This window comes from Synechococcus sp. R55.4, assembly GCF_047461935.1.
GTDB lineage: Bacteria > Cyanobacteriota > Cyanobacteriia > Thermostichales > Thermostichaceae > Thermostichus.
On the sequence record NZ_JANSIF010000008.1, the window covers coordinates 53,493 to 74,786 of the forward strand.

The window sequence follows — 21,294 nt, forward strand, 5'->3', positions numbered from 1 at the left end:
CTCAACCTTCCAACTCTCCCGAAGCAGTGACAAAGTCAGGGTAGGCAATGTTGCCGTGCTCGCCAATATCCAAGCCGGCCAACTCTTCTTCTGCCGAGACGCGCAGACCGATGGTGCCCTTCAAAATCAAAAACAAAGCCAGACAACAGATAAAAGACCATCCTCCCAGGGCAATAACCCCCAGAATCTGTACCGGCAACACCGCCCAAGTCACCCCCGCTTCCGCATGGGCAAACCACGGGATCCCTGCAGCAATGACCCCCCAAGCGCCGCACACCCCATGTACCGACACCGCCCCCACCGGGTCATCCACCTTCAAGGTGCCCTCGATAAACAGCACCGACAACACCACCAACACCCCGGCCACCGAGCCGATAAGGATTGCCCCCAAAGGATGAACAGTGTTGCAAGGAGCAGTAATGCCCACCAGCCCCGCCAGTGTCCCATTGGCTGCAAACGTCATGTCCGGCTTGGTAAAAATGGCCCAGGAAGTACAGAGAGCGCCGATGGCTCCTGCCGCCCCGGCCAAATAGGTATTGAAAGCAATCCAGCCAATATCAGGAATCGCTGCCGTTGTAGAGCCGGCATTAAAGCCAATCCAGCCCAGCCACAGGATCAACGCCCCCAACATGCCCAAGGGTAAGCTATGCCCGGGAATAGCCCGCGGCTCCCCATTGGGACCATACTTGCCCAAGCGCGGCCCCAACACCAAAGTTCCCGCAAAAGCTGCAGCCCCACCCACCAAGTGCACCACCCCCGACCCGGCAAAGTCAATGTAGCCCAGGTTTTCCAGCCAGCCGGCTGTACCACCGTTGTAGTCGGCAAACAGGCCATTCCAGGCCCAGCCCCCGGAAATCGGGTAGATCGCCCCAGAGATGACGATGGAGTAAATCAAATAAGCCAAAAAGCGGGTGCGTTCCGCCATTGCCCCGGAGACAATGGTGGCAGCGGTGGCGGCAAACACCAGTTGGAAACAGAAGAACGTGAAAGGCCAAGCATCGTTTTGACTGCCGGCTTCAGCTCCCTGTTGCCAGTTGAAAAAAAACCAGTTGGTGCCCAAAAAACCGGCCACATGGGATCCGAACATCAGCCCAAACCCCAAAAACCAAAAAGCGCAGGCCCCGAAGCAGAAGTCCATCAGGTTCTTCAGGACAATGTTGGTAGCATTTTTAGCCCGCGTGAAGCCCGCCTCCACCATGGCAAAGCCCGCCTGCATGAAAAACACCAGCGCCCCGGCCACCGTTGTCCAGACGATGTCGGCATGGTATTGCTGAGTTTTCAGTAAGGTTTGTAGCTCAGCCCAAGCCTCGGGTGGGAGAGCCTGTTCCAGAGCCGTGAGATCCGTCTGGGCCAGAGCAGGCGGGGCAACCAAACTTCCCAACCCCAGCAAAGCTCCAACCCCCAGCAGGACTTTCCCCTCTGTCCTCAAACCCAAAAGGATCCCCTGCCGAAGACGAGAGAAAACAGTCTCACCTATCTGACTTTTCATCTCGATTCCAAGTCCCACACCTCGATTTTGAGCTATTTCTCCCCTCCTACCCGTAACCACCTACACCAATGCCACCAAATACATCAGCAAGCCATAAAAGAGAGGGCCAGCCCTGACCCTCCCTTTTGATGCTCATTTGATGCTCAGTTCAGCAATGCTCCGATCCGGCAACCCCAGGTCAGACCGAGCACAACGGCTCAAGATTGCTCCGAATCGGTGGCAGCAGTAACGAAGTCGGGGTAGGCCACGTTGCCATGCTCGCCCACATCCAAACCGGCGATCTCTTCCTCGGCGCTGGTGCGCAGGCCGGTTACAGCCTTGAGGATAAAGAACAGGATCAAGCAGGTAATAAAGGGCCAGAGGAAGTAGGCCAGAGCGCCCACCACTTGTACCCCAAATTGGGCCCAGGTGACCTCTTCAGCATAGTTGGCATTGGCAAAGAAGGGGATCCCTGCTGCCAACACCCCCCAGATACCACAGGTGCCGTGTACCGAAATCGCGCCCACCGGGTCATCAATTTTCAGCACCGTATCCAGGATCACCACCGAAATCACCACCAGAATCCCGGCCACCGAGCCGATGATCAGAGCACCCAAAGGATGGACGCTATCGCAAGGGGCAGTGATCCCCACCAAGCCGGCCAGGACACCGTTGGCGGCAAAGGTCATATCCGGCTTGCCAAAATGAACCCAAGAGGTGAACATCGCCCCAATTGCTCCAGCCGAAGCTGCCAGCAGCGTATTCATGGCAATCCAGCCAATATCGACAGAGGCTGCAGTGGTGGAACCGGCATTAAACCCGATCCAGCCCAAGGCGAGGATAAACACCCCCAACATCCCCAGCGGCAGGTTGTGGCCGGGAATAGCCCGCGGCTCTCCATTGGGGCCGTACTTGCCAATGCGAGGGCCAAGCGCGATCGCACCTGCCAAGGCCGCAGCGCCCCCTACCAAATGCACCACCCCCGACCCGGCGTAGTCGATGTAGCCCAGATTTTCCAGCCAGCCGGCTGTGCCGCCGTTGTAGTCGCCGAACAGCCCGTTCCAGGCCCAACCCCCAGAGATGGGGTAGATTAGCCCAGAAATAACGATGGAGTAGATCAAGTAGGCCAAGAACTTGGTGCGCTCTGCCATCGCTCCGGAAACAATGGTGGCGGCGGTAGCGGCAAACACCATCTGGAAGACAAAGAAAGTAAAGGGCCAGCCATCTGCCTCGTAAGCCTGCTGCCAGCCAAAAGCAAACCAGTCAGTGCCGAAGAAGCCAGCACTTTTGCCGAACATGAGGCCAAACCCGATGAACCAGAAGGCGCAACAGCCCATGCAGAAGTCCATCAAGTTCTTCATCATGATGTTGGCGGCATTCTTGGCGCGGGTAAAGCCCGTCTCCACCATGGCGAACCCTGCCTGCATGAAGAACACCAAGGCCGCCGACACGATCGTCCAAACAACGTCAGCGTGTTTCTGAACTTCCTCGGCCTCTTGAGCAAAGGCAGTTCCCTGGCCGAATAGAAAAACCAGCGCAGCCATTAGAGCGGCAGTCAGACTCCACTTGGCCGGTCGCCAAAGCCACTGGGGCACCTGGCTCTTGAGCTTTTGGATCATTGTCGTACTCATGCTTTTCGACTCACCTAAAGTGACAGTACTTCTCGCAACACATTACCCGAAAAGTAGGGCAAGAACACCTCATCAGATATACAGCAAAAGAGACATGAAGCAAACTCACACGAGGCTCAGGCCGGGCAACCCAAACCCTGAACGTGATCCCTTCTCATAGGGCATCTTGGTTGAGCTCGCCAGTTCGGATGCGGATGGTTTTTTCGACGGGGCTGATGAAAATCTTGCCATCCCCGATTTCGCCGGTGCGAGCCGCTGCAATCAGCTTCTCCACCACCGTATCCACCAGGTCATCTTCAACCACGATCTCCACTTTCAGCTTTTGTAGGAACTCTACCGTGTACTCGGATCCCCGATAACGCTCGGTTTGTCCCTTTTGGCGACCAAAGCCCCGCACTTCACTTACAGTCATGCCGACAATTCCGGCATTGACCAAAGCAATTTTGACCTCATCCAACTTGAATGGCCGGATTACGGCCTCGATTTTTTTCATTTGCCTCCTGCACCCCGGACAATTCCGCTAATTTCTAACACTACTGACACCTGCAAATTGTAAAAACAGATACATTTTTATCTCCTACTGAAGATGCTTACCACTCTGGATTTGCTCCCGTCAAGACCGGAAGGCCAAGCTTAAGCTACCTTAACGGGAGGAAGTCCCCACTGGCGTCTCACCAGCATCTGTAAGCGGCTGAGGGCTGAGAGAGGCCAAGCTGGCTGTAATAAGCGCTACCGCAAGCCACCACAGCATTTGTACCTGGGGACGATACCAGATGGTATCCACCAAGCCGTGGGCCATCATGCCGGTGCAAGCGGCCAAGCCTGCTGCCACCCATAGACCCTGCGGATCCCGCAAGTTGAGCAAAGTTTTCCAGCATCTCCAGCCGTGATCCCAGAGCACCAAGAGGAACCAGGCGAAAGTTAAGGAGCCGATGAAGCCAGTCTCCACGGTGAGCTGCAGAGGCACCGAATAGGCTCCGAGGGCGCTGAAGTTGCCTCGTTGGTAAAGGGGGTAGACGCGGTTAAAGGCGACATTGCCGGGGCCGATCCCCAAGATGGGAAAGTCGCGGATCATCTCCAGCACCGCCGCCCAGACGTTGATCCGAAAGTTGTTGCTGGTGTCTAGCCGCCCCCAAAAAAGGCTCTGCACCCGCAGCCGCAGAGGGCGTACCGTCAGGATTCCGAGCAACAGAGCAGCCCCCCCTCCGCCCAACAGGGCCGGCAAGGCCCAACGCCGCCAGCGGGCTGGCAAATCGACAGAATGCCACTGTGCCAACAGCACGGCCATCAGGGTGAGCATGGCCAGCCCCCCAATCCAGGCGCCACGACTGTAGGTGAGCAACAGGCAAATCAGGTTCACCGCCGTCGTAAACCCGGCCAGGAGTTTCGCTCCCCAACTGGGCCAAATCCAAGTGGCGGCCAGCCCCAGGGGAATGACCGGGATCAAGTAGCCCCCGTACAGATTTGGGTTGCGCAGATAGCTGTACACCCGCGTCAGACCTGCCAAGCCCGACTCCGGATCCACCCAGGTGGCCAGTTCTGCTGCCCCATAAAAGTATTGCCGCAGGCCGTAGACCCCCATCACCAAGCTGACCAAAAGCAGGGATCCCACAATCCCATCTCGGAATTGGGGTTTGCGCAGCAGACGATGCAACAACAGATAACCAGCCAGGTAGAGAGTCAACTTCAGCCAGCCATCCCGCGCTGCGTAGGGAACCGGAGAGAGAATCGTCGCCAAGGTGGCAATTCCCCAGAAAAGGACCAGGGGCAGATGCAGCGGCAGCCCAATCGGCGTTTCCACCAAAGTGCCCAGGCCCACCAGAGCGGCCATAGCCAGCAAAATCAGGCCCAGGATGCCGGTGGAGCTTTGCGCAGAGAAAACCCAGTAAAGCAGTACCAGCCCCAGGCCGATGCGGTCGGAAGTCTGCACCAATACGCTGCTTTTCCCCCAACTCTGCAGGGATCCCAATAGACGACCCAAAAGGCTTCCCTGCCACCAAGCCTTGATGGGAAAATCGCGCAGCAGAAAACCGTGCCACCGTTGCGTTGCTCGTTCCATAACCCTCCGGAGCCTGTTGGGCACAAGTTCATACGCCCCAAGTCACCTTCCGATTGCGTCGGTGGGACGAAGTTCTAGCTTATATCCCCAGAGGCAAGGAGACAACGAAGAAGAGCGCAACCTCTTATCGCGCCAGCCGGACAAAGTACCCCTCAACAAAAACAAAGAACCGGCTGACTCACAAGACTCTACAAGACAAAAGGCATCGAAGAGTTATCAAAGTTGGGTTTTCAATCTTAAGAACAAGTCTCTGTAAAAAGCAAAGAAGAACAGCAGGAAAAACTACAAAAAGCTCTATCTCAATCTTCAATCAAATGTTGGATTGCCGCAATCGAAGATCTCCTGACCTACCACAGACCGATTCTCAAAAGATTCTTCAGGCAACACAGGCTAACACTTGACCTTGGGATCCTCTTTCACCTTCGGCATTAGGAGAAGGGATTTGATCGCCTAAGCGGGATCCAGACCAACCTTCCTTGGCTCTAACTGCGTTCTGGGAATTGGAGTTGGAATAGTGAATCTGAATACGAGTAGGACGGCCCAGATCCAGGGCGGATCCCATGCAACGGGCTAAGATTTGCACCTTAAACTCAAACTCGCCAATGCCATCCATAATCTTTAACCCTGCAGTCTCTGCTCCTAATTCAACTGTAGGAGAAGGTCTACGAAATCTCTTCAGTGGGAATACAGAACTTTTTGGGCTGCGGAGACTTCTGGATTATGAAAGTTATGTAAAGATGCCTTTGTTTTCGCCAGACAGGGCGAGTACTTGACCTATTCTTAAACAACTTGAGTCAAGCTGGGCTCGGTATCTTCACTTGGACTGACTCCCTCCACCAAGTTGAGCAGGGATCCCGGCCAAACCGCTTAGACAAGGGGAACTGACCTACGCAAAATGGAGGAAGTAGGGGAAAAGCATCTCGTAAATCACTCGGTCGAAGCGTGCCCGTTTACCTGTACTGGGGGGATGATACCTATCGCCTGATGCAGGCGGTACAGCAGTTGCGGGATCAAGTGCTGGATCCCCACTGGGCTGCTTTTAACTACGATCGCCTGCCGCCGGAATCCACGGTTGCCGGGCTCAACCAAGCCATGACCCCGCCGCTGGGATCCAACGCCCGCTTGGTTTGGCTGGAAGAGACAACACTCACCCAACATTGCCCGGAAGATCTGTGGGAAGAAGTGGAGCGCACACTGGCCCAGTTACCCCCCACCACCCATTTGCTCTTGACCACCAGCAGCAAACCGGATGGGCGCCTGAAATCCACCAAAATCCTCAAAAAAACGGCCATTGTCCGCGAGTTTTCGCAACTGGCCCCTTGGGATGAGGAGGGCATTCTCCAGCAGGTGCAGCGGGAAGCTGAACAACGGGATCTGGCCCTCAGCCCGGCAGCCGCCCAGAAATTGGCCGAGGCGGTGGGCAATGACTCCCGTCGCTTGGCGATGGAATTGGAAAAGCTGGCCCTGTTTACGGCAGGTCAACAGGATCCCATTTCTCCTGAACAAGTCGAGGCGTTAGTTCCCGCCAGCGCCTACAACAGCTTTCAATTGGCGGGATCCCTGCGCAAAGGGAATCTGGAACAAGCCCTACGCATCTTGACCCATCTGCTGGATCACAACGAGCCGGCCCTGAGGATTCTGGCGGTGTTGGTAGGCCAATTTCGCACCTGGCTATGGGTGCGGCTGCTGCTGGATCAGGGAGAACGGGATCCCAAAGTCATCGCCCAGAAAGCAGAAATCGGGAATCCCAATCGGGTTTACTTTCTGCAAAAAGAGGTGGGATCCCTGAAGACCACAGCTTTACTGAAAGCAATGCAGCAGCTTTTGCAATTGGAATACAACCTCAAGCAAGGACAGCCGGAACGAGATGCCTTTCAAGAAGCGCTGATCCAAATCGTGGCTATATTGGGTGAAGGCCGAGCTCAGAGCAAGTAGAGCAGAATAAACAGCACAACCCAAACCCCATCCACAAAGTGCCAGTAGATCTCGGCAGCTTCGACGCCAAAATGATGTTGGGCGCTGTAGTGGCCGGGTTTAAAGGAGCGCCAGAGCACTGCCAGAATAAACAGCAACCCTGCCATCACGTGGAGACCATGAAACCCCGTTAAAACATAGAAGGTGCTGGCAAACAAATTGGTGGTGAGGCCAAACTCCAGGTTGCTGTACTCATAGAGTTGCCCTGCCAGGAAAACCGCCCCCATCAGCGCTGTGAGGGCAAACCACAGCCGCAGACCCCTGACATCATCGGCCTTGATGGCCGACCCAGCTTTGTGAATGACGAAGCTGCTGGAGAGCAAGATCACCGTGTTGATCCCAGGCAAAAGCAATTCCCGCTCTGGGGTTCCCTCCGGCGGCCACACCGGGGCGGTGAGGCTATAGGCCAGGTAGGCCATGAACAGCCCTAGGAAAAGACAGCCTTCTGCCACCAAAAACATCAAGATGCCAAAGACGCGATGATCTGGGTGCTCAGCATGGGCAGTGTGGGCCCTTGAGTGGCCAACCATCAGCGTTTCAGAGGCGAGGGATCCTTGCATATTCCTTTCCACCTAAATTCCTGAATTCCTGAGACTTCTTGAGGCTGTACAAGCAGCCCAGCCAAGACTGGAATACCCAGTGAGCAGGGGATCAGCCGCCCACCGGGCATCCGGCCTGCTAAGAAGAAGTAGGCTCCGCTTCTGCCAGCGCCAGCTCCCGCAAGCTCTGCAACTGAGCAGCAAAGTAGTCCAGCGTCTCTTTGCTGTGCAAGCCGTAGTCGTAGGGGCCAGTTAGCAGAATGGGATCCCCATAAAAGTTGTGATGGGGCGGGGGAGAAGAAGTTGTCCACTCCAGTGTCAGGGCCTGCCAAGGATTATCCCCAGCTTTTGGCCCGGCCACCCAGGAGTAGATGGCGTTAACCAAAAAGGGCAGGGTGGAAATGGCCAGAACAAAGGCCCCCACCGAGCTGATCCAGTTGAGGTCGGCAAATTGGGGATCGTACTGGGCCACCCGGCGGGGCATCCCCATCAGGCCCAGCTTGTGCATCGGCAAGAAGCACATGTTAAGGCCGACAAAGGTCAACACAAAGTGCACCCGCCCCCAAAACTCGTTCAGCAGCCGCCCCGTCATCTTGGGGAACCAGTGGTAGATGCCGGCATAGATCCCAAAGACGCTGCCGCCAAACAACACGTAGTGTAGGTGGGCCACCACAAAGTAGGTGTCGTGAACGTGGATATCCAGAGGCACCGAGGCGAGGATAATCCCGCCCAAGCCGCCGATCACAAACATCGAGACAAAACCCATGCCAAACAGCATGGCCGAGCGGAAGTGGATCTTGCCGCCCCACAAAGTGGCCAGCCAGCTAAACACCTTGATCCCAGTGGGAACGGCAATGGCCATGGTGGCGATCATGAAGAACACCCGCATCCAGTCAGGGGTGCCACTGGTGAACATGTGGTGAGCCCAGACGATCAACCCCAAAAAGCAGATGGCCAAGCTGGAGTAGGCGATGGCCTTGTAGGCAAAGATGGGCTTGCGGGCATGCACCGGCAAAATCTCGGAGATCATGCCAAAGACCGGCAAGATCATGATGTAAACCGCCGGGTGGGAGTAGAACCAGAACATGTGCTGGTACACCACCGGATCCCCGCCGCCGCTGGGGTTGAAAAAGGCCGTGCCCGCCAACAGGTCAAAGCTAAGCAAAATCAATGCACCGGCCAAAACCGGTGTTGCAATGAGGGTGAGAACAGAGGCTGCCAGCATGGCCCAGCAAAACAGGGGCATGTCTTCCATCTTCATGCCGGGCATGCGCATCTTCAGAATGGTGGTGATGAAGTTCACGGCTGCCAGGATGGAAGAGGTTCCTGCCAACAAAATGCTCAGGATCCAGAGTTCTTCCCCCACCTTGCCGCTGATCAAGCTGAGGGGGGGGTAGGAAGTCCAGCCGGCAGCCGGAGCCTCTATGAACAGGCTGGCCAAAAGCAGGATCCCTGTGGGCGGAACCAGCCAAAAGGCCACTGCATTCAGCTTGGGGAAGGCCATATCCCGCGCCCCGATCATCAGCGGTACCAGGTAGTTGCCAAAGCCCCCCACCAAAGCAGGCACGATCCACAAAAAGATCATGATCGTGGCGTGCAGGGTAAAGGCACCGTTGTACCGCTCAAAGCCGAGAAAGTCGGCCTCTGGAGTAGCCAGCTCTGCCCGTACTGCCGTCGCCAGCGCCCCTCCCACCAAGTAGAAGAAAAAGGTGGTCACCAAGTACTGGATCCCGATGACCTTGTGATCGGTGGAGAAGGTAAAGAAGCGCCACCAAGGCTCAGCAGGAAGTTCAAGTTCAACCTTCGGTGCAGCAACAAGTCTTGGGCTGTCTTGCAGCTGGGTCATTGCACAAAAGCTCCTATATCGCGTTGGCAGAATGTTGTTCCCACAAGCGCAGGCCAAAGGGGCGTCAGGGATCCCGGCTAGCCTGCGGAAGGAAGGGATCCAGAATGGGACTGGAGAGACTTCAAATCTGAGGGGGAGACGCCCAAACGCTGGTGGTGGACATGGGCAAAGGCAGACTCGGCCTCAGGGGAGCCTGGCCGAGGAGAGGGATGGACTGGCGAGAAATCTGAAACGAGGGCCAAGGTGCTGCCCTCGCCACGGGCGGCCAAAACTTGCTCCTGCTGCCACTGCTCAAAAACTTCCGGCGTATCCACAAACAATTGCCCTGCCATCACCCCATGATAGGGGCCGCACAGCTCTGCGCAGATGATGGGGTACTGCCCCAGTTGGGTAGGCACAAACTCCAGGTGGGTCTCTCGGCCCGGGATCACATCCTGCTTCAGGCGAAATTGCGGTACCCAGAAGGCATGGTTCACATCCAGAGCCGTCATATCCAAGCGCACCCGCTTGTTCAGAGGAAGGTGCAGCTCGCTGGCCACCAGGCCGGAATCCGGGTAGGTGAACATCCAAGCATATTGCATGCCCTGCACTTGGACGACCAGATCCGGCCGGCCCATCTCCTTCCCGGGTAGCACCGCAGGCGTGTAGGCGTAGCCGGGATCCCCCGCCTCAGCTTCGTGGGAAGCCTCCATCGCCATGGTCGCGGCCATGGTCGCGTGGATATGGCCGCCGACATGAGCACCCCCGTAAACAGCTTGATAGACATCTAGGCTGGCCAAGCCCAACCAAAGAATGATCACCGCCGGCACCGCCGTCCACACGATCTCCAGCAGCACATTGCCGTGGCTGGGATCCCCGTCGCCTTTGTCGCCTCGCCGCTTGCGGTAGCGGACAATACAGTAGAGAAGTACACCCTGTACCACCAAAAAGATCCCTGTGGCAATGGTTATGGTGCTGTTAAAGAGGCTGTCGAACAAGGGGGCTGATTCGGCAGCAGATTCGGGAAGCAGATGGTGGTTTTGCCCGTACCAAAGGCTGGCAAGGGTCAGGAGGATCCCCATAGCCACCAAGATGATGTTGCTCAGCGCACTCACGACTGCTTTTCCCCAATACAAAGAGCGTCCATCCTAGCAGATAATCTGCTCACAGCGTCTGCAAACTACCTTGCTCAACTTAATCCGTCGTTTTTTACTGTTGCCGTTTTTTATTTTTGTTTGCATTGTTTACGGAGTTTACAAAGTTTTCCGATTGTAGAGTCTGCTTCGCTGCGCACGGCTTCTCCACTAGTATCAGATAGTAGTCTGCGGGAGAGAGAAACCCTGCAGGCTTATGGATCTCTTCAGGATCTTTCAGGGTGAGCAGTGACGAGGCGGAGCTTTGGTTCCGAGATTTTCGGCAGACCTGTGTAAGGGCGGTACCACATTGAAGGCTGGCTCTGGTTGAGGGTCATCTCTCCAAGCTGAGATTTTTGCTGGCTGTAGACTGAGGTAGGGTGGGATAACCCCGCAATTGGGCTGGTTTGGACAGGTTTTCTCTCTTTAATCTCTGCTTCTGTTTAATCTCTGCTTCGCTTTCCCCAATGTCTTCTCCCCATTCACTGGCGACCTTGCTATCTGATCCAGGGGATCCCTTGCCGATCCAGACTCCATCAACGGTCTCGGAATTGGCCGGAATCTTAAAGGAGTGCCAAGGGCGGAAAGTGCTGCCGCTGGGGCAGGGGAGCAAGTGGGGCTGGGCCCACTCTGTGGAGCCGGTGGATTTGGTTCTCAGCACGCGCGGCTTACGCCGGCTCATCGACCATGCAGCCGCCGATCTCACCGTTACGGTGGAAGCCGGTATGACTTTGGCGGAACTGCAACCCATTTTGGCGGAGCGAGGGCAATGGTGGCCGGTGGATCCCCTCTATCCGGAGCGGGCTACCCTGGGGGGCATTATCGCCACTGCCGATACGGGTTCTCTGCGCTGGCGTTACGGCGGGATCCGCGACTTGCTGCTGGGCATAGCCTGGGTGCGGGCGGATGGGGAAGTGGCCAAAGCGGGCGGGCGGGTTGTCAAGAATGTTGCTGGCTATGACCTGATGAAGCTGTTCACCGGATCCTTGGGCAGCTTGGGAATTTTGACCCAGGTGAGCCTGCGGCTTTACCCCTTGCCGGCAGCTCAGTCTGCTTTGCTGGCTACAGGATCCCTGCCGGAGCTGGAGGTTTTGTGTCGGCAGGTGCTGACCGGCCCGGTTAACCCTGTGGGGGTGGATCTCTGGCTAAGGGCAGAGGGATCCCAAGTTTGGCTCAGCTTTCACGGCTCGGAGCGGGCGATTGCCCAGCAGATGGCCCAAACGCGGCGGCTGGCCCCTGCAGGGCTGACTTTGCAGGAAGTGAATCCCGACTCTCTGCCCCTGCCTCAACCCGGCTCAGGGGCGGTGCTGGCCAAGTTCGGGTGCCTGCCCAGTCAGAGCTTGGCAACACTGGAGCAGTTTCAAACCCTGTTTCCTGGAGCTCAGGTGCAACTGCACCGAGGCTGTGGGCTAGGACGGGCTTGGCTGGTTCAGCCAGAAGTGGGATCCCTAATGCAACTGCAACGCTACCTCAAGTCCGCAGGCGGATTTCTCCTGCTTCTGGAGGCTCCGCCGGCTCTGAAGAAGGCTCTTGCCCATGACTTTGGCCCGGCTGCCAGCCTAATGCGCAAGCTGAAGCAGCAATTTGACCCTGCCGGCACCTTCAGCCCCAGCTTGATATAGGCACTGCCCCTGTCACCGCTCCTTCCCCGGGATCCCTCTGGCCAAACGTCTTGTTCCGGTGCATGATAGATCTATAAGAAATTGAAACATTTCTTAACATCATTTCTCAGTATCTCAGCGTCAAAGCTAGGAGAGGGATCAGCATGAGCATCGAGTGGCAGCGGATACTCCGCGTTGGGGTGGGCTTTTGCCTTGGGCTGTTGATTGCGGTGGGCGGGGGATCCCTGACCTGGGCGCAACCTGCCCTGCCGGTGGTGCCGATGGAGTTGCCCCAGCCGCCTGTGCCGGTCTTGGACTTAGCGGATCAGTTGACCAGCAATCAGGAAGCTCAACTGGCCCAGCATCTGAACAAGTTAGAGCAAGACACCGGCTGGAAGCTGCGGGTGCTGACTCAGTTCGACCAAACACCGGGTCGTCAGGTGAAGGAATACTGGGGCTTGAATGAGCGCAGCGTTCTGATGGTGGCGGATCCCAGGGGGGGCAACTTACTGGCGTTTAATGTGGGGGATGCTGTGCGCGAGATCTTGCCACGTACCTTTTGGATTGAGCTGCAATCTCGCTTTGGCAACCAATTCTATGTGCGGGAGCACGGCACCCAACGCGCCATCCTGGAGACCGTTGATGTCTTGGATCGCTGCTTTCATCAGGGGGGCTGCCGTGTGGTGCCCGGCCTGCCTCAAGAGCAGTGGATCCTAACGCTGGTGACCTCGATTTTGGGCGGGATTGTCTTCGGGTTTGCCGGCAAGCCCCGCCATGCGGAGGAGCTGTTTAACTGGCGTTGGGCCTTGCTCATTTCTCCCCTGTGGTTCATTCTGTTCGGGGCCTTCGGTATCGGGCCGGTGGTCACACGCACGCAGGATTGGATCCCGGTGTTGCGCAACGTCTTGGGGTTTCTGGCAGGGGCTTTGGTGATCTACCTGGCTCCCATTGCTCGCCCGGCAGTGGATCAGCAGTAGCTGACTCGTGAAGTCGGCTGGGCGTCCTTCCCTGCGAGCCCCAGTTCGCAGGGGACAAATGCTAGAATCGGTGAGCAGAAATTGCTGATGTAGCTCAGTTGGTAGAGCACTCGACTTGTAATCGAGCGGTCGTCAGTTCGAATCTGACCATCAGCTTCTGGTGCCATGGAACTTGGCTCTGCCGTCTCCTCTCGTTGAAGCCGAACTCAGCTTCTACACTGGTGGTTAGATTGGCATTAGCGGGAGCCCTGGGCCTTACCGGCAAAAGGCCAAGGCCGTTCCCTGCTCAGTTTGGCATACCTACTCAGCCGATTGGATTGTTCTCCTGATTCTCCTTGGATGTCTATGTCCGGTCTCCCAGCCGCTACGGTTCGTCGATTGCAAAAGCTGCCCCAGGTGCCCTCGGTGTGGGAAGGGGATCGTCACAAGCTCTCAGGATCGCCACCCATGGGATCCCAAACGGAAGGGGAGTGCATTCTTTGGGTAGATGGCGTTCAGGGCGTGGTACGGGCCATGGAAGTGGTGCCCGCCGATTCTGGCTTTGAGCCGATGGTGCGAACCTTGATTGTGGCCATGGAGCGGCCCCATGCTGCCTCACCTGCTCGCCCCCAGAAGATCATCGTGCGGGATCGAGAGGTGCAATTTTTCTTGCGCGGCATCCTGCACGAGCTGGACATCAAGGTGGAATGCCAGCCGGAATTGCCTCTAATCGATGAGATCCTGCAGAGCTTTGAAGAGGCCAACGAACGGGTCCCTCCCCCTCTGCCGGAACACTATGTTGAGTTGCTGGCCGGCAAAGCCCTTACCCTCTGGCGAGATGCCCCCTGGGATTACCTAGAGGATCACCAAATCTTGGCCATCGACCTAGATCACTGGGACATCCAAACCCTTTATGTCTCGGTGATGGGGCGGTTGGGCATGGAGTATGGGGTGCTTTTTTATCGCTCGCTGCCCTCTCTTAAACAGTTTCGCCAGGATGCGGCCCAGCCGGCCACTCCCGAAGAAATGGAGGAGGCTTTCCTCAGGCAAGATTGTCTCTATCTCACCTTCCAAGCTGGCAATCCTGAACTCAACGAACTGCCGGATCTGGACTTGGCAGAGTTGGATCCCGAGGAAATTGAGCCGAACTTCGGCACCATTCACCCCCTGGAAGGCTTGCGCGTGACTTTGCAGGAGGATGAGGCGGCGGCCTTATCGGTGGCCTTGGAAGCCTTGCATCGCTTCTTCAAGCAGTACCACCGCAAGCTGGAAGATGACTTTCGACCCTATCAAGGCCGGTACCGCATTCCCAACCCCCAAGAGAAGGGAGCAACCCTTTCGGTGCAGGTGCGCACTCTGCCGGACGTGGCTGAAGAGCTGCTGGAGCTGGAAGGGGAGGAGGAAGAACCTGCCCAAACCCTGCTGCGGGATGATTTGGTGCCGGAAGGGGCGCAGATAGGTCTGGGGGTCTTGCCGTGGACAACGGTGGAAATGCTGCGGCGCACGGGGCAATGGCATCCTCTCCCCCAAAGCAAGCTGGTGAAAAATGGAGAAGGGCTGCCGGTGGTGATTGTGCGCACCTCTCGATCAAAAGCAAAGCAGCTCATCGAGAATTTGCGTGGGGAAGGTGGGCCGCAAGGCGTTTGTTTCAACACAGGGGTGGATCCCTTCGATGGCGATCGCTACGACTTGGAAATTGTGCAAACGGGCAATCGCGATCTGCACCTGTTTGGAGAGTTTCCCGAAGATGATCCCGTTCACTCCGTGGCTCGCAAGCGCTGGGAGCGGCGTTGCCGGGATACGGGTGGCTATTGCGGCTTGGTGGTGGCGATGGGGGTGAATTCTACGCGCCCAGAGCTGCAAGTGCGCCACATTCTGGCCTTGTTTGAGATGCAGGCTTTGAACCCAACGGGACTGGGACTGGGGCCGATGGTGCGAATTAGCCGACAATTGCACTTGCCTTGACCGTCCAGATGTTGTTCAGATATAAGGATCTCAACAAGCCGGAAGCTGCCCAAAAGAGGCAGGATAATGCAGCTAAGGGATCCTTAGACATCCTTAGACAACAGAGGCACTGCAGATGACCCCCACTGAGCGTGCCCAGTGGTTGAAAGAGCAGACCTTGTTTCAAAGTTTGGCGCCGGAGAGTTTGGCCCCTCTGGCCGAGCAAATGCAAGAGCACCCTTTTCGCCAGGGGGAGACTTTGGCGGTGGCCGGAACCCTGCCGGATGGGATCCAGATTTTGCTGGAAGGGCGCTGGGAAGAACGGGATCCCCATTCTGAGGATCCGGTCGGCCTGCTGCCCGGCTCGGTGGTGCATCTGGCGGAGGTACTGGCAGAGCAACCCCTTCGTCGCCATTTGCTGGCTGCTTCTGATGGGATCCGGGGTTGGATCCCGGCTGCTGCTGTGCGCCGCTGGGTGACTGAGCAGTCTGGGGAGTTGGCAGGGGCTTTGGCCGAGATGCAAGACCGCCTCAGCTATGAGCAGGAACGGCAGGTGGCTTTGCGCCCCTACTTGGTGCCCAAGGTGGAGCGAGGCATCGTCGGCTCCAGCCGCTACGCGGTGCGCCTGCGTCAGCAGATCAAAGAAGCGGCCCGCAGCTCTGCTCCGGTGCTGATCTTCGGAGAACCCGGACTGGAAAAAGATAACGTCGCCGCCCTGATTCATTTTGGATCCCCGCGGCGGCGCCAGCCCATGATTAAGGTGGATTGCAGCGCCCTGCAGGCCAGTGGTGCCGATTTGTTCGGGCGGGCAGGGGGCAAGCCGGGGTTATTGGAGTGGCTGGGAGAGGGCACGCTGCTGCTGAACAACATCCAAGAGCTGCCCGCCGAGCTGATGCCCAAGCTGCTGCGCCTGCTGGAGACGGGATCCTACACGCCTGTGCAGCGGGGGGAAGGGGATGCGGTTGAGGAGCGTCCCTGTCGCTGTCGCCTGCTGATGGTGTCGGAACGGGCCATCCCCGCTCTTGATCCTTGGGTGATGGCCGTCAAAGTGCCGCCGCTGCGAGTGCGCAAGGCCGATATCAAAGCCATGGCCGACTATTTTCTCAGCCTCTACAGCCGCCGACGTGGGATCCCCAAGCCCAAGCTCTCTCCGGAAGCGTTGCGCCGCTTACAGAGCTACGACTTTCCCGGCAACTCCCGGGAGCTGCGCAGTTTGATCGAGCGGGCGGTGGTGCAGGCTGCAGGGGCACGAGTGCTCAGCGAAGAGGTGTTTTGGGTGTCCCAGCCTCGCGGCAAGCGGTTTCGCCTGAACCTGCTCAACGCCTATCCCGGCTTGCGTCGCTTTCTGCGCAGCCCTTGGTGGCCGGATCGCCTCAACTACAGCTTGGTGTTGCCCCTCTATACCCTGGTGGTGTTTCTCTTGTTCTGGGGGCCTCAGGATCGCGCCCACAACGTGGGGTTAAATCTTTTCTGGGCCTGGTGGTGGCCGCTGGTGCTGCTGGTGTTTCCCTTCTTGGGACGGGTGTGGTGTGCGGTGTGCCCCTTTATGATCTACGGGGAATTGGTTCAGAGGCTGTCTTTACGCATGTGGCCGCGGCAGTTGGGGAAATGGCCGCGACAGCAGGCGGAGCGCTGGGGAGGTTGGGCGCTGTTTGCCGGGTTTGCTCTGATTTTCCTGTGGGAGGAGATCTGGGATCTGCCCAATACGGCTTACCTGTCGGGGTGGCTGCTGCTGCTGATTACCGGTGGGGCAGTGGTATGCTCGCTGGTGTTTGAGCGGCGTTTTTGGTGTCGCTATCTCTGTCCGATTGGGGGGATGAACGGTCTCTACGCTAAGCTCTCGATGACAGAGCTGCGGGCTCAGCAAGGCACCTGTTCGGCAGAGTGCACCACCTACCAGTGCTACAAGGGTGGGCCGGAGAAGGGCGAAGGCATGGCGACAGGAGGCTGCCCCCTCTATTCTCATCCGGCGCAACTGCAAGACAACAAAGATTGCGTGCTCTGCATGACTTGCCTCAAAGCCTGTCCCCATCGCTCGGTGGAGTTTAACCTGCGCCCGCCCGGGATCGAGCTGTGGACTACCCATACGCCCCGCGCCGCCGAAATTGCCTTGCTGCTGTTGCTGTTGGGGGGCATTTACCTACACTGTCTGCCACGGTTGGCAGAACAGATGGCGCAATGGGGTCTGAGCTGGGATCTGAATGGGTTTTGGCCCCATCTGGGGGCTGCTTTGCTGGCTTTGAGTGTTCCCAGCCTTGTGCCCTTGGCAGCTTGGGGCTTGGCCTGGCTGTGGCATAGGCTGGGCCAGGGGGCACGGCCCCGTCGGTTTGCGGAGATGATCTACGGCTATCTGCCTTTGGTTTTGGGGGGAACTTTGGCTTTCTACTGGCCGCTATTTTTAACAGAGGCAGGTCAGGTGCTGCCGGTAACCTGGGCAACTTTCTCCCAGGCGGGATCCCCTCTTCCCATCCTCTGGCAGGCTCACCCGGCGGTGATCCGGTTTCTCCAGGGATCCACGCTGCTTTTGGCTTTGCTCCTCTCCTGGACGCTCACCGGCAAAATTGCCCGCCAAAGCTTGCAGTGGCCCTACCATCTGGGCGCGCTGGTGCTGGTGGTCAGCTTGTGGCAGGTGCTGGGAATTTGATTTCAACCCATTTTCAACCCATTTCAACGCCAAACGGTAAGGGATCCCAAGTATCCTGCCGCCGCAGGGTAGCTTGTCGCAGCCGGGCCAAGTTGGCCGATCCGGTGCAAAAGGCAACGATGCGCAGCTCCTCGATCACGGCACGGAAGATGTCCACCACTGCCTGCATCTGACCTTGGGAAACGGCGTGTAAAGCGGGGGCGGCTATGCCTACCACATTGGCTCCCAGGCGGATGGCTTTGGCCGCGTCGATGCCATTGCGGATGCCACCGCTGGCCACCAGGGGTAAGTCCGGCAGCAGGCGACGAATTTCCAGCAGGGACAAAGCCGTTGGGATCCCCCAATCCCTAAAGCTGTGGGCGATGCGTTTCTTGAGAGCATCTGTTTGGCGATGGGCCTCCACCTCGCTCCAACTGGTGCCGCCCGCCCCCGCCACATCCAGGGCCGCCACGCCGCATTCGGCCAGCCGCTGGGCTACCTTGGCACTGAGGCCATTGCCCACTTCCTTCACCACCACGGGCACCGGTAACTGCGCCACCAACTGTTCGATGCGGCCATACAATCCACGCCAGTCGGGATCCCCTTGGGGTTGAACCGCCTCCTGGAGAGGATTGAGGTGCAAAATCAATGCATCCGCCTCGATCATCTCCACCGCCCGTCGCGCCTGCTCCACCCCATAACCGTAGTTGAGCTGAACGGCACCCAGGTTGGCCAGCAGCAAAATATTCGGGGCCACTTGGCGCACCTGGTAAGTCCGGGCCAGCTCTGGATGTTCCAAAGCTGCCCGCTGGGATCCCACCCCCATGGCAATGCCCAACTGTTGGGCGGCGGCGGCCAGTTGTCGGTTCAACTCACGGGCAGCCTTTGTTCCCCCCGTCATGCTGCTGATGAGCAGGGGTGCCTGTAGGCGTTTTCCCAAGAACTCGCAGCTCAGGTCGATCTCCGACAACAGCAGCTCCGGCAACGCCACGTGCTCAAAGAAAAACCGCTCAAAGCCGGTGCGGATCCCTTTGGCAGCCACATCCTGCTGCAGAACAATGTCCAGGTGATCCTGTTTGCGCTCGGAAATGGGGGGGAGAGAATTGGCCATCGCGTCAGCAGTGCAGAGCCCTTTGGTCTTGGTAGAGATTGTCAGTCTACAACGCCGTGCGCTGCCAAAGGCGAACAGCATTGCCCGTTCGCGCTAGCGGGACGGAGTCCAAGGTGACTCGCTATCTACAACGACAGCGGTGCGGTTCCCGTTAGGGTGCCGTAGGCATGGCACTGTCGCGTTAGCGGTGCGGTTCCCGGTAGGGTGCCGGAGGCATAGCACTGTCGCGTCAGCGGTGCGGAGCACTATGATGTGGGCGGGATCCCAACCGGACAGCCATGCAACCCTTGCACATCTTGCTGGCAGAAGGCAACCCTCATCTGCGCAGCTTGCTGTGTTGGCATTTGCAACAGGCCGGACACCAAGTTTGGGCAGCAGAGACCCTTCGCCAGGCAAAGACCCTGCTGCAACAGCAGCCCATTCACCTGCTGATTTTGGATGCGGAGCTGTCCAACCGCGGCGGGCTGCAACTGTGCCAGTGGGCCCATCGCCAATGTGATCTGTTAATTCTGCTACTCTCCCACCGGGGATCCGAGGCGGATATCATCGCCGGCCTGGAGGCAGGAGCGGACGATTACCTCACCAAGCCCTTCAGTATGCAACTGCTGGATGCCCACCTTCTAGCCTTGGCTCGGCGACGACAGCGTCATATCCCCCCTACCTTTCTACAGTACGGGGATCTCAAAATTGACCTGGTGCAACGGCGCGTCGCCTTGGCTGGGGAAGGGATCGACCTCACGCCTCAGGAGTTTAGCCTGCTGATGGTGCTGGTGCAGGCGGATGGGGATCCCGTCTCTCGTCTAGAGCTACTAGAGCGAGCGTGGCCGGATTCCACCGATAACCCTCGCACCGTCGATACCCATATCCTCTCGTTGCGCAAAAAGCTGGAACGGGATCCGCGCCAGCCCAGCTTGATCCACACAGTGCGCAATGTCGGCTACTGCTTCGGTCTCAACCCCCCGCTGCCTCAGGAACAGAAAACTCTGTCAGCCGCTGCAGGCGATTCAGGATCTGGGCCTCAGCGGCAGCGTCGTGGAGTCGCAGCGTCAGGCAAAGCACCTACTAAGGAATAGCTAGTTAACGTCAATTCCGCTAGGCAGAATCGGGATCGCTCAGTTGCAGCAGAGACCGGCGTACCCGCTGCTCCAAGGCCAGGTTGTGATGTCGGCGGCTGACCTGCAAAGCTGCCTGCAAATCCGAAAAAGCTGTTGCTTTATCTCCCATATTCCAGTAGGCCAGCCCTCGTCCGTACAAGCCATACTCGTCGGAGAGGTCAATCCGGTTCATATCCGCTTCCAGGCGAAAGGCCCGCTCGTAGTCGTCCAAAGCAGCTTTGATCTCCCCCAGCGCATAGAGAAGGTTGCCCCTGATGTAGAGAACGTTGGGCTGCTGGGGTTCTCTTTCTAAGCTGCGGCTGAGGTCGGCAATGGCCTCGTCAAAGTAATCACCACAGGCGTAGGTCACCCCCCGCTGGTAGTAGTGGGCTGGGCTGGGATCCCAGTCAATAGCCTGCGACCAATCGGACAAAGCCGCCTCCCAGGTGCCCAGGTAGCTGTGTAAACGGGCCCGCTGGGAATGGGCAAGCGCTGAGGTGGGATCCAAGCGAATGGCTTCATCCAGATGAGCTAGGGCCAAAGGCAGGGATCCCTGTTGCATGAGCAGGTTGGCCAAGCTGAGGTGGTGGGGGACATTGGGGTGTAGGCGCACCAGCTCAGCAAACTCCGCCGTTGCTCCCTGGAGATCCCCCTGAGATTGACGAATCAGCCCGCGATAAAAATAGGGTTCTGGTCGCCGCGGGGCCAACCGGATCGCCTGGCCGAAATCCTCCAGGGCCTGGGGAACTTGGCCGAGGGCAAAGTAGGCTTCTCCCCGCAAAATGTAGGCGTTGGCCAGGCAGGGATCCCGTTGCAGAGCCAAGCTGAGCTGTTCAATAGCCCCCGGCAAATCCCGGTTCAGCCACCGTTCTCGACCACGGTTGTAGGCCAAGATGGCCGGACGGGTAAAGGCAGAGATGGCGGCTGCACCCACCAGGCCCATCACTGCCAAAAGACGATCCTGCCGCCAGCTGGCCATGCTCCCCAGCAACAGGGCAACCGCAATCAAAAGGCGCAAACCGGCAGAGTCGTGGGCTCTGAACATACTGCTCTGCACCGCTGTTACGAACGTATCCTGTTTTTTTAATCTGCTCGCGAGCTTCTCTCTGATTCTGCCCGATTTGGCAGCGAAAAACGCCGAACAGCTCAAGCCCAAAAAGCTCCCGTAGCTCACTTGGATCAAGAGTAGAAAGGGGATCCCCGTGCTCCTCCCAACCCTTTAGGTGTGAGCAGTTGCCCTCCCTCCTGGCCTGCTAACGCGAGAGCATGACTCTAGTCAATAATAAGCTCAACTATACTGAAAATAATGTATAATATGTTCAGTACGGATTACTAC

General features: G+C 57.7%; 15 protein-coding genes and 1 tRNA gene. 7 read left to right on the forward strand and 9 right to left on the reverse strand.

The genetic code is table 11. The features are described from left to right. Nucleotide 1: 1 nt before the first annotated feature. From NW842_RS03400 to NW842_RS03415, 4 genes are all read right to left on the reverse strand, one after another. Nucleotides 2–1,372 carry an ammonium transporter gene (locus NW842_RS03400; RefSeq protein WP_240527655.1) on the reverse strand — a complete coding sequence of 457 codons (1,371 nt, stop codon included), beginning with the start codon at nucleotides 1,370–1,372 and terminating at the stop codon, nucleotides 2–4. A gap of 314 nt (nucleotides 1,373–1,686) precedes the next feature. Next, entirely contained in the window at nucleotides 1,687–3,099 is a 1,413-nt protein-coding gene (locus NW842_RS03405) for an ammonium transporter (RefSeq protein ID WP_414357151.1), read from the reverse strand. 154 nt (nucleotides 3,100–3,253) lie between these two features. Then, entirely contained in the window at nucleotides 3,254–3,592 is a 339-nt protein-coding gene (locus NW842_RS03410) for a P-II family nitrogen regulator (RefSeq protein ID WP_011430352.1), read from the reverse strand. Between the two features lie 150 nt (nucleotides 3,593–3,742). Beyond that, entirely contained in the window at nucleotides 3,743–5,158 is a 1,416-nt protein-coding gene (locus NW842_RS03415; protein ID WP_414374783.1) for an IctB family putative bicarbonate transporter, read from the reverse strand. A 942-nt stretch (nucleotides 5,159–6,100) separates the two neighbouring features. On the opposite strand from NW842_RS03415, the gene holA reads away from it, so the two are divergent. Continuing rightward, on the forward strand, nucleotides 6,101–7,093 hold the full coding sequence (gene holA / locus NW842_RS03420; protein ID WP_414417476.1) for a DNA polymerase III subunit delta: 993 nt from the start codon (nucleotides 6,101–6,103) through the stop codon (nucleotides 7,091–7,093). Here the strand turns inward: holA and NW842_RS03425 are convergent. From NW842_RS03425 to NW842_RS03435, 3 genes are all read right to left on the reverse strand, one after another. Continuing rightward, nucleotides 7,081–7,692, reverse strand: coding sequence for a cytochrome c oxidase subunit 3 (locus NW842_RS03425; RefSeq protein ID WP_414351249.1), 612 nt, complete (start codon nucleotides 7,690–7,692; stop codon nucleotides 7,081–7,083). The two genes, holA and NW842_RS03425, sit on opposite strands and share 13 nt — an antisense overlap. A 118-nt stretch (nucleotides 7,693–7,810) precedes the next feature. Continuing rightward, nucleotides 7,811–9,517, reverse strand: coding sequence for a cytochrome c oxidase subunit I (gene ctaD, locus NW842_RS03430; RefSeq protein ID WP_414417477.1), 1,707 nt, complete (start codon nucleotides 9,515–9,517; stop codon nucleotides 7,811–7,813). A gap of 77 nt (nucleotides 9,518–9,594) precedes the next feature. Continuing rightward, nucleotides 9,595–10,611 carry a cytochrome c oxidase subunit II gene (locus NW842_RS03435; RefSeq protein ID WP_414417478.1) on the reverse strand — a complete coding sequence of 339 codons (1,017 nt, stop codon included), beginning with the start codon at nucleotides 10,609–10,611 and terminating at the stop codon, nucleotides 9,595–9,597. Between the two features lie 485 nt (nucleotides 10,612–11,096). Between NW842_RS03435 and NW842_RS03440 the strand changes: the two genes are divergently transcribed. The 5 genes from NW842_RS03440 to NW842_RS03460 all read left to right on the forward strand — a co-directional run bounded on the left by NW842_RS03440 (nucleotide 11,097) and on the right by NW842_RS03460 (nucleotide 17,774). After that, nucleotides 11,097–12,251, forward strand: a complete 1,155-nt coding sequence (locus NW842_RS03440; RefSeq protein ID WP_414417479.1) for an FAD-binding oxidoreductase — start codon at nucleotides 11,097–11,099, stop codon at nucleotides 12,249–12,251. A gap of 260 nt (nucleotides 12,252–12,511) precedes the next feature. Continuing rightward, nucleotides 12,512–13,207, forward strand: coding sequence for a TPM domain-containing protein (locus NW842_RS03445; protein ID WP_011434237.1), 696 nt, complete (start codon nucleotides 12,512–12,514; stop codon nucleotides 13,205–13,207). An 83-nt stretch (nucleotides 13,208–13,290) separates the two neighbouring features. Then, nucleotides 13,291–13,363, forward strand: a tRNA-Thr gene (locus NW842_RS03450). A gap of 189 nt (nucleotides 13,364–13,552) precedes the next feature. After that, a complete protein-coding gene (locus tag NW842_RS03455; protein WP_414417480.1) occupies nucleotides 13,553–15,151 on the forward strand; it encodes a DUF6930 domain-containing protein in 1,599 nt (532 codons plus the stop codon). A gap of 115 nt (nucleotides 15,152–15,266) precedes the next feature. Then, nucleotides 15,267–17,774, forward strand: a complete 2,508-nt coding sequence (locus NW842_RS03460; protein ID WP_414417481.1) for a sigma 54-interacting transcriptional regulator — start codon at nucleotides 15,267–15,269, stop codon at nucleotides 17,772–17,774. A gap of 13 nt (nucleotides 17,775–17,787) precedes the next feature. Here the strand turns inward: NW842_RS03460 and fni are convergent, their stop codons facing one another. Beyond that, a complete protein-coding gene (gene fni, locus NW842_RS03465) occupies nucleotides 17,788–18,864 on the reverse strand; it encodes a type 2 isopentenyl-diphosphate Delta-isomerase (protein WP_414417482.1) in 1,077 nt (358 codons plus the stop codon). 278 nt (nucleotides 18,865–19,142) lie between these two features. Here fni and NW842_RS03470 point away from each other — a divergent pair, with 278 nt between their 5' ends. Further along, nucleotides 19,143–19,937, forward strand: coding sequence for a response regulator transcription factor (locus NW842_RS03470; RefSeq protein WP_414400495.1), 795 nt, complete (start codon nucleotides 19,143–19,145; stop codon nucleotides 19,935–19,937). 19 nt (nucleotides 19,938–19,956) lie between these two features. On the opposite strand, the gene NW842_RS03475 is transcribed toward NW842_RS03470, so the two are convergent. After that, a complete protein-coding gene (locus NW842_RS03475; RefSeq protein ID WP_414417483.1) occupies nucleotides 19,957–21,003 on the reverse strand; it encodes a tetratricopeptide repeat protein in 1,047 nt (348 codons plus the stop codon). Nucleotides 21,004–21,294 lie beyond the last annotated feature (291 nt).

Coding starts and splice junctions, on each gene's coding strand:
- NW842_RS03475 (WP_414417483.1), bottom strand. CDS start 21,003: ATGTTCAGAGCCCACGACTCTGCCGGTTTGCGCCTTTTGATTGCGGTT.
- NW842_RS03470 (WP_414400495.1), top strand. CDS start 19,143: ATGCAACCCTTGCACATCTTGCTGGCAGAAGGCAACCCTCATCTGCGC.
- NW842_RS03460 (WP_414417481.1), top strand. CDS start 15,267: ATGACCCCCACTGAGCGTGCCCAGTGGTTGAAAGAGCAGACCTTGTTT.
- ctaD (WP_414417477.1), bottom strand. CDS start 9,517: ATGACCCAGCTGCAAGACAGCCCAAGACTTGTTGCTGCACCGAAGGTT.
- NW842_RS03440 (WP_414417479.1), top strand. CDS start 11,097: ATGTCTTCTCCCCATTCACTGGCGACCTTGCTATCTGATCCAGGGGAT.
- NW842_RS03410 (WP_011430352.1), bottom strand. CDS start 3,592: ATGAAAAAAATCGAGGCCGTAATCCGGCCATTCAAGTTGGATGAGGTC.
- fni (WP_414417482.1), bottom strand. CDS start 18,864: ATGGCCAATTCTCTCCCCCCCATTTCCGAGCGCAAACAGGATCACCTG.
- NW842_RS03405 (WP_414357151.1), bottom strand. CDS start 3,099: ATGAGTACGACAATGATCCAAAAGCTCAAGAGCCAGGTGCCCCAGTGG.
- NW842_RS03445 (WP_011434237.1), top strand. CDS start 12,512: ATGGAGTTGCCCCAGCCGCCTGTGCCGGTCTTGGACTTAGCGGATCAG.
- NW842_RS03415 (WP_414374783.1), bottom strand. CDS start 5,158: ATGGAACGAGCAACGCAACGGTGGCACGGTTTTCTGCTGCGCGATTTT.
- NW842_RS03455 (WP_414417480.1), top strand. CDS start 13,553: ATGTCCGGTCTCCCAGCCGCTACGGTTCGTCGATTGCAAAAGCTGCCC.
- NW842_RS03425 (WP_414351249.1), bottom strand. CDS start 7,692: ATGCAAGGATCCCTCGCCTCTGAAACGCTGATGGTTGGCCACTCAAGG.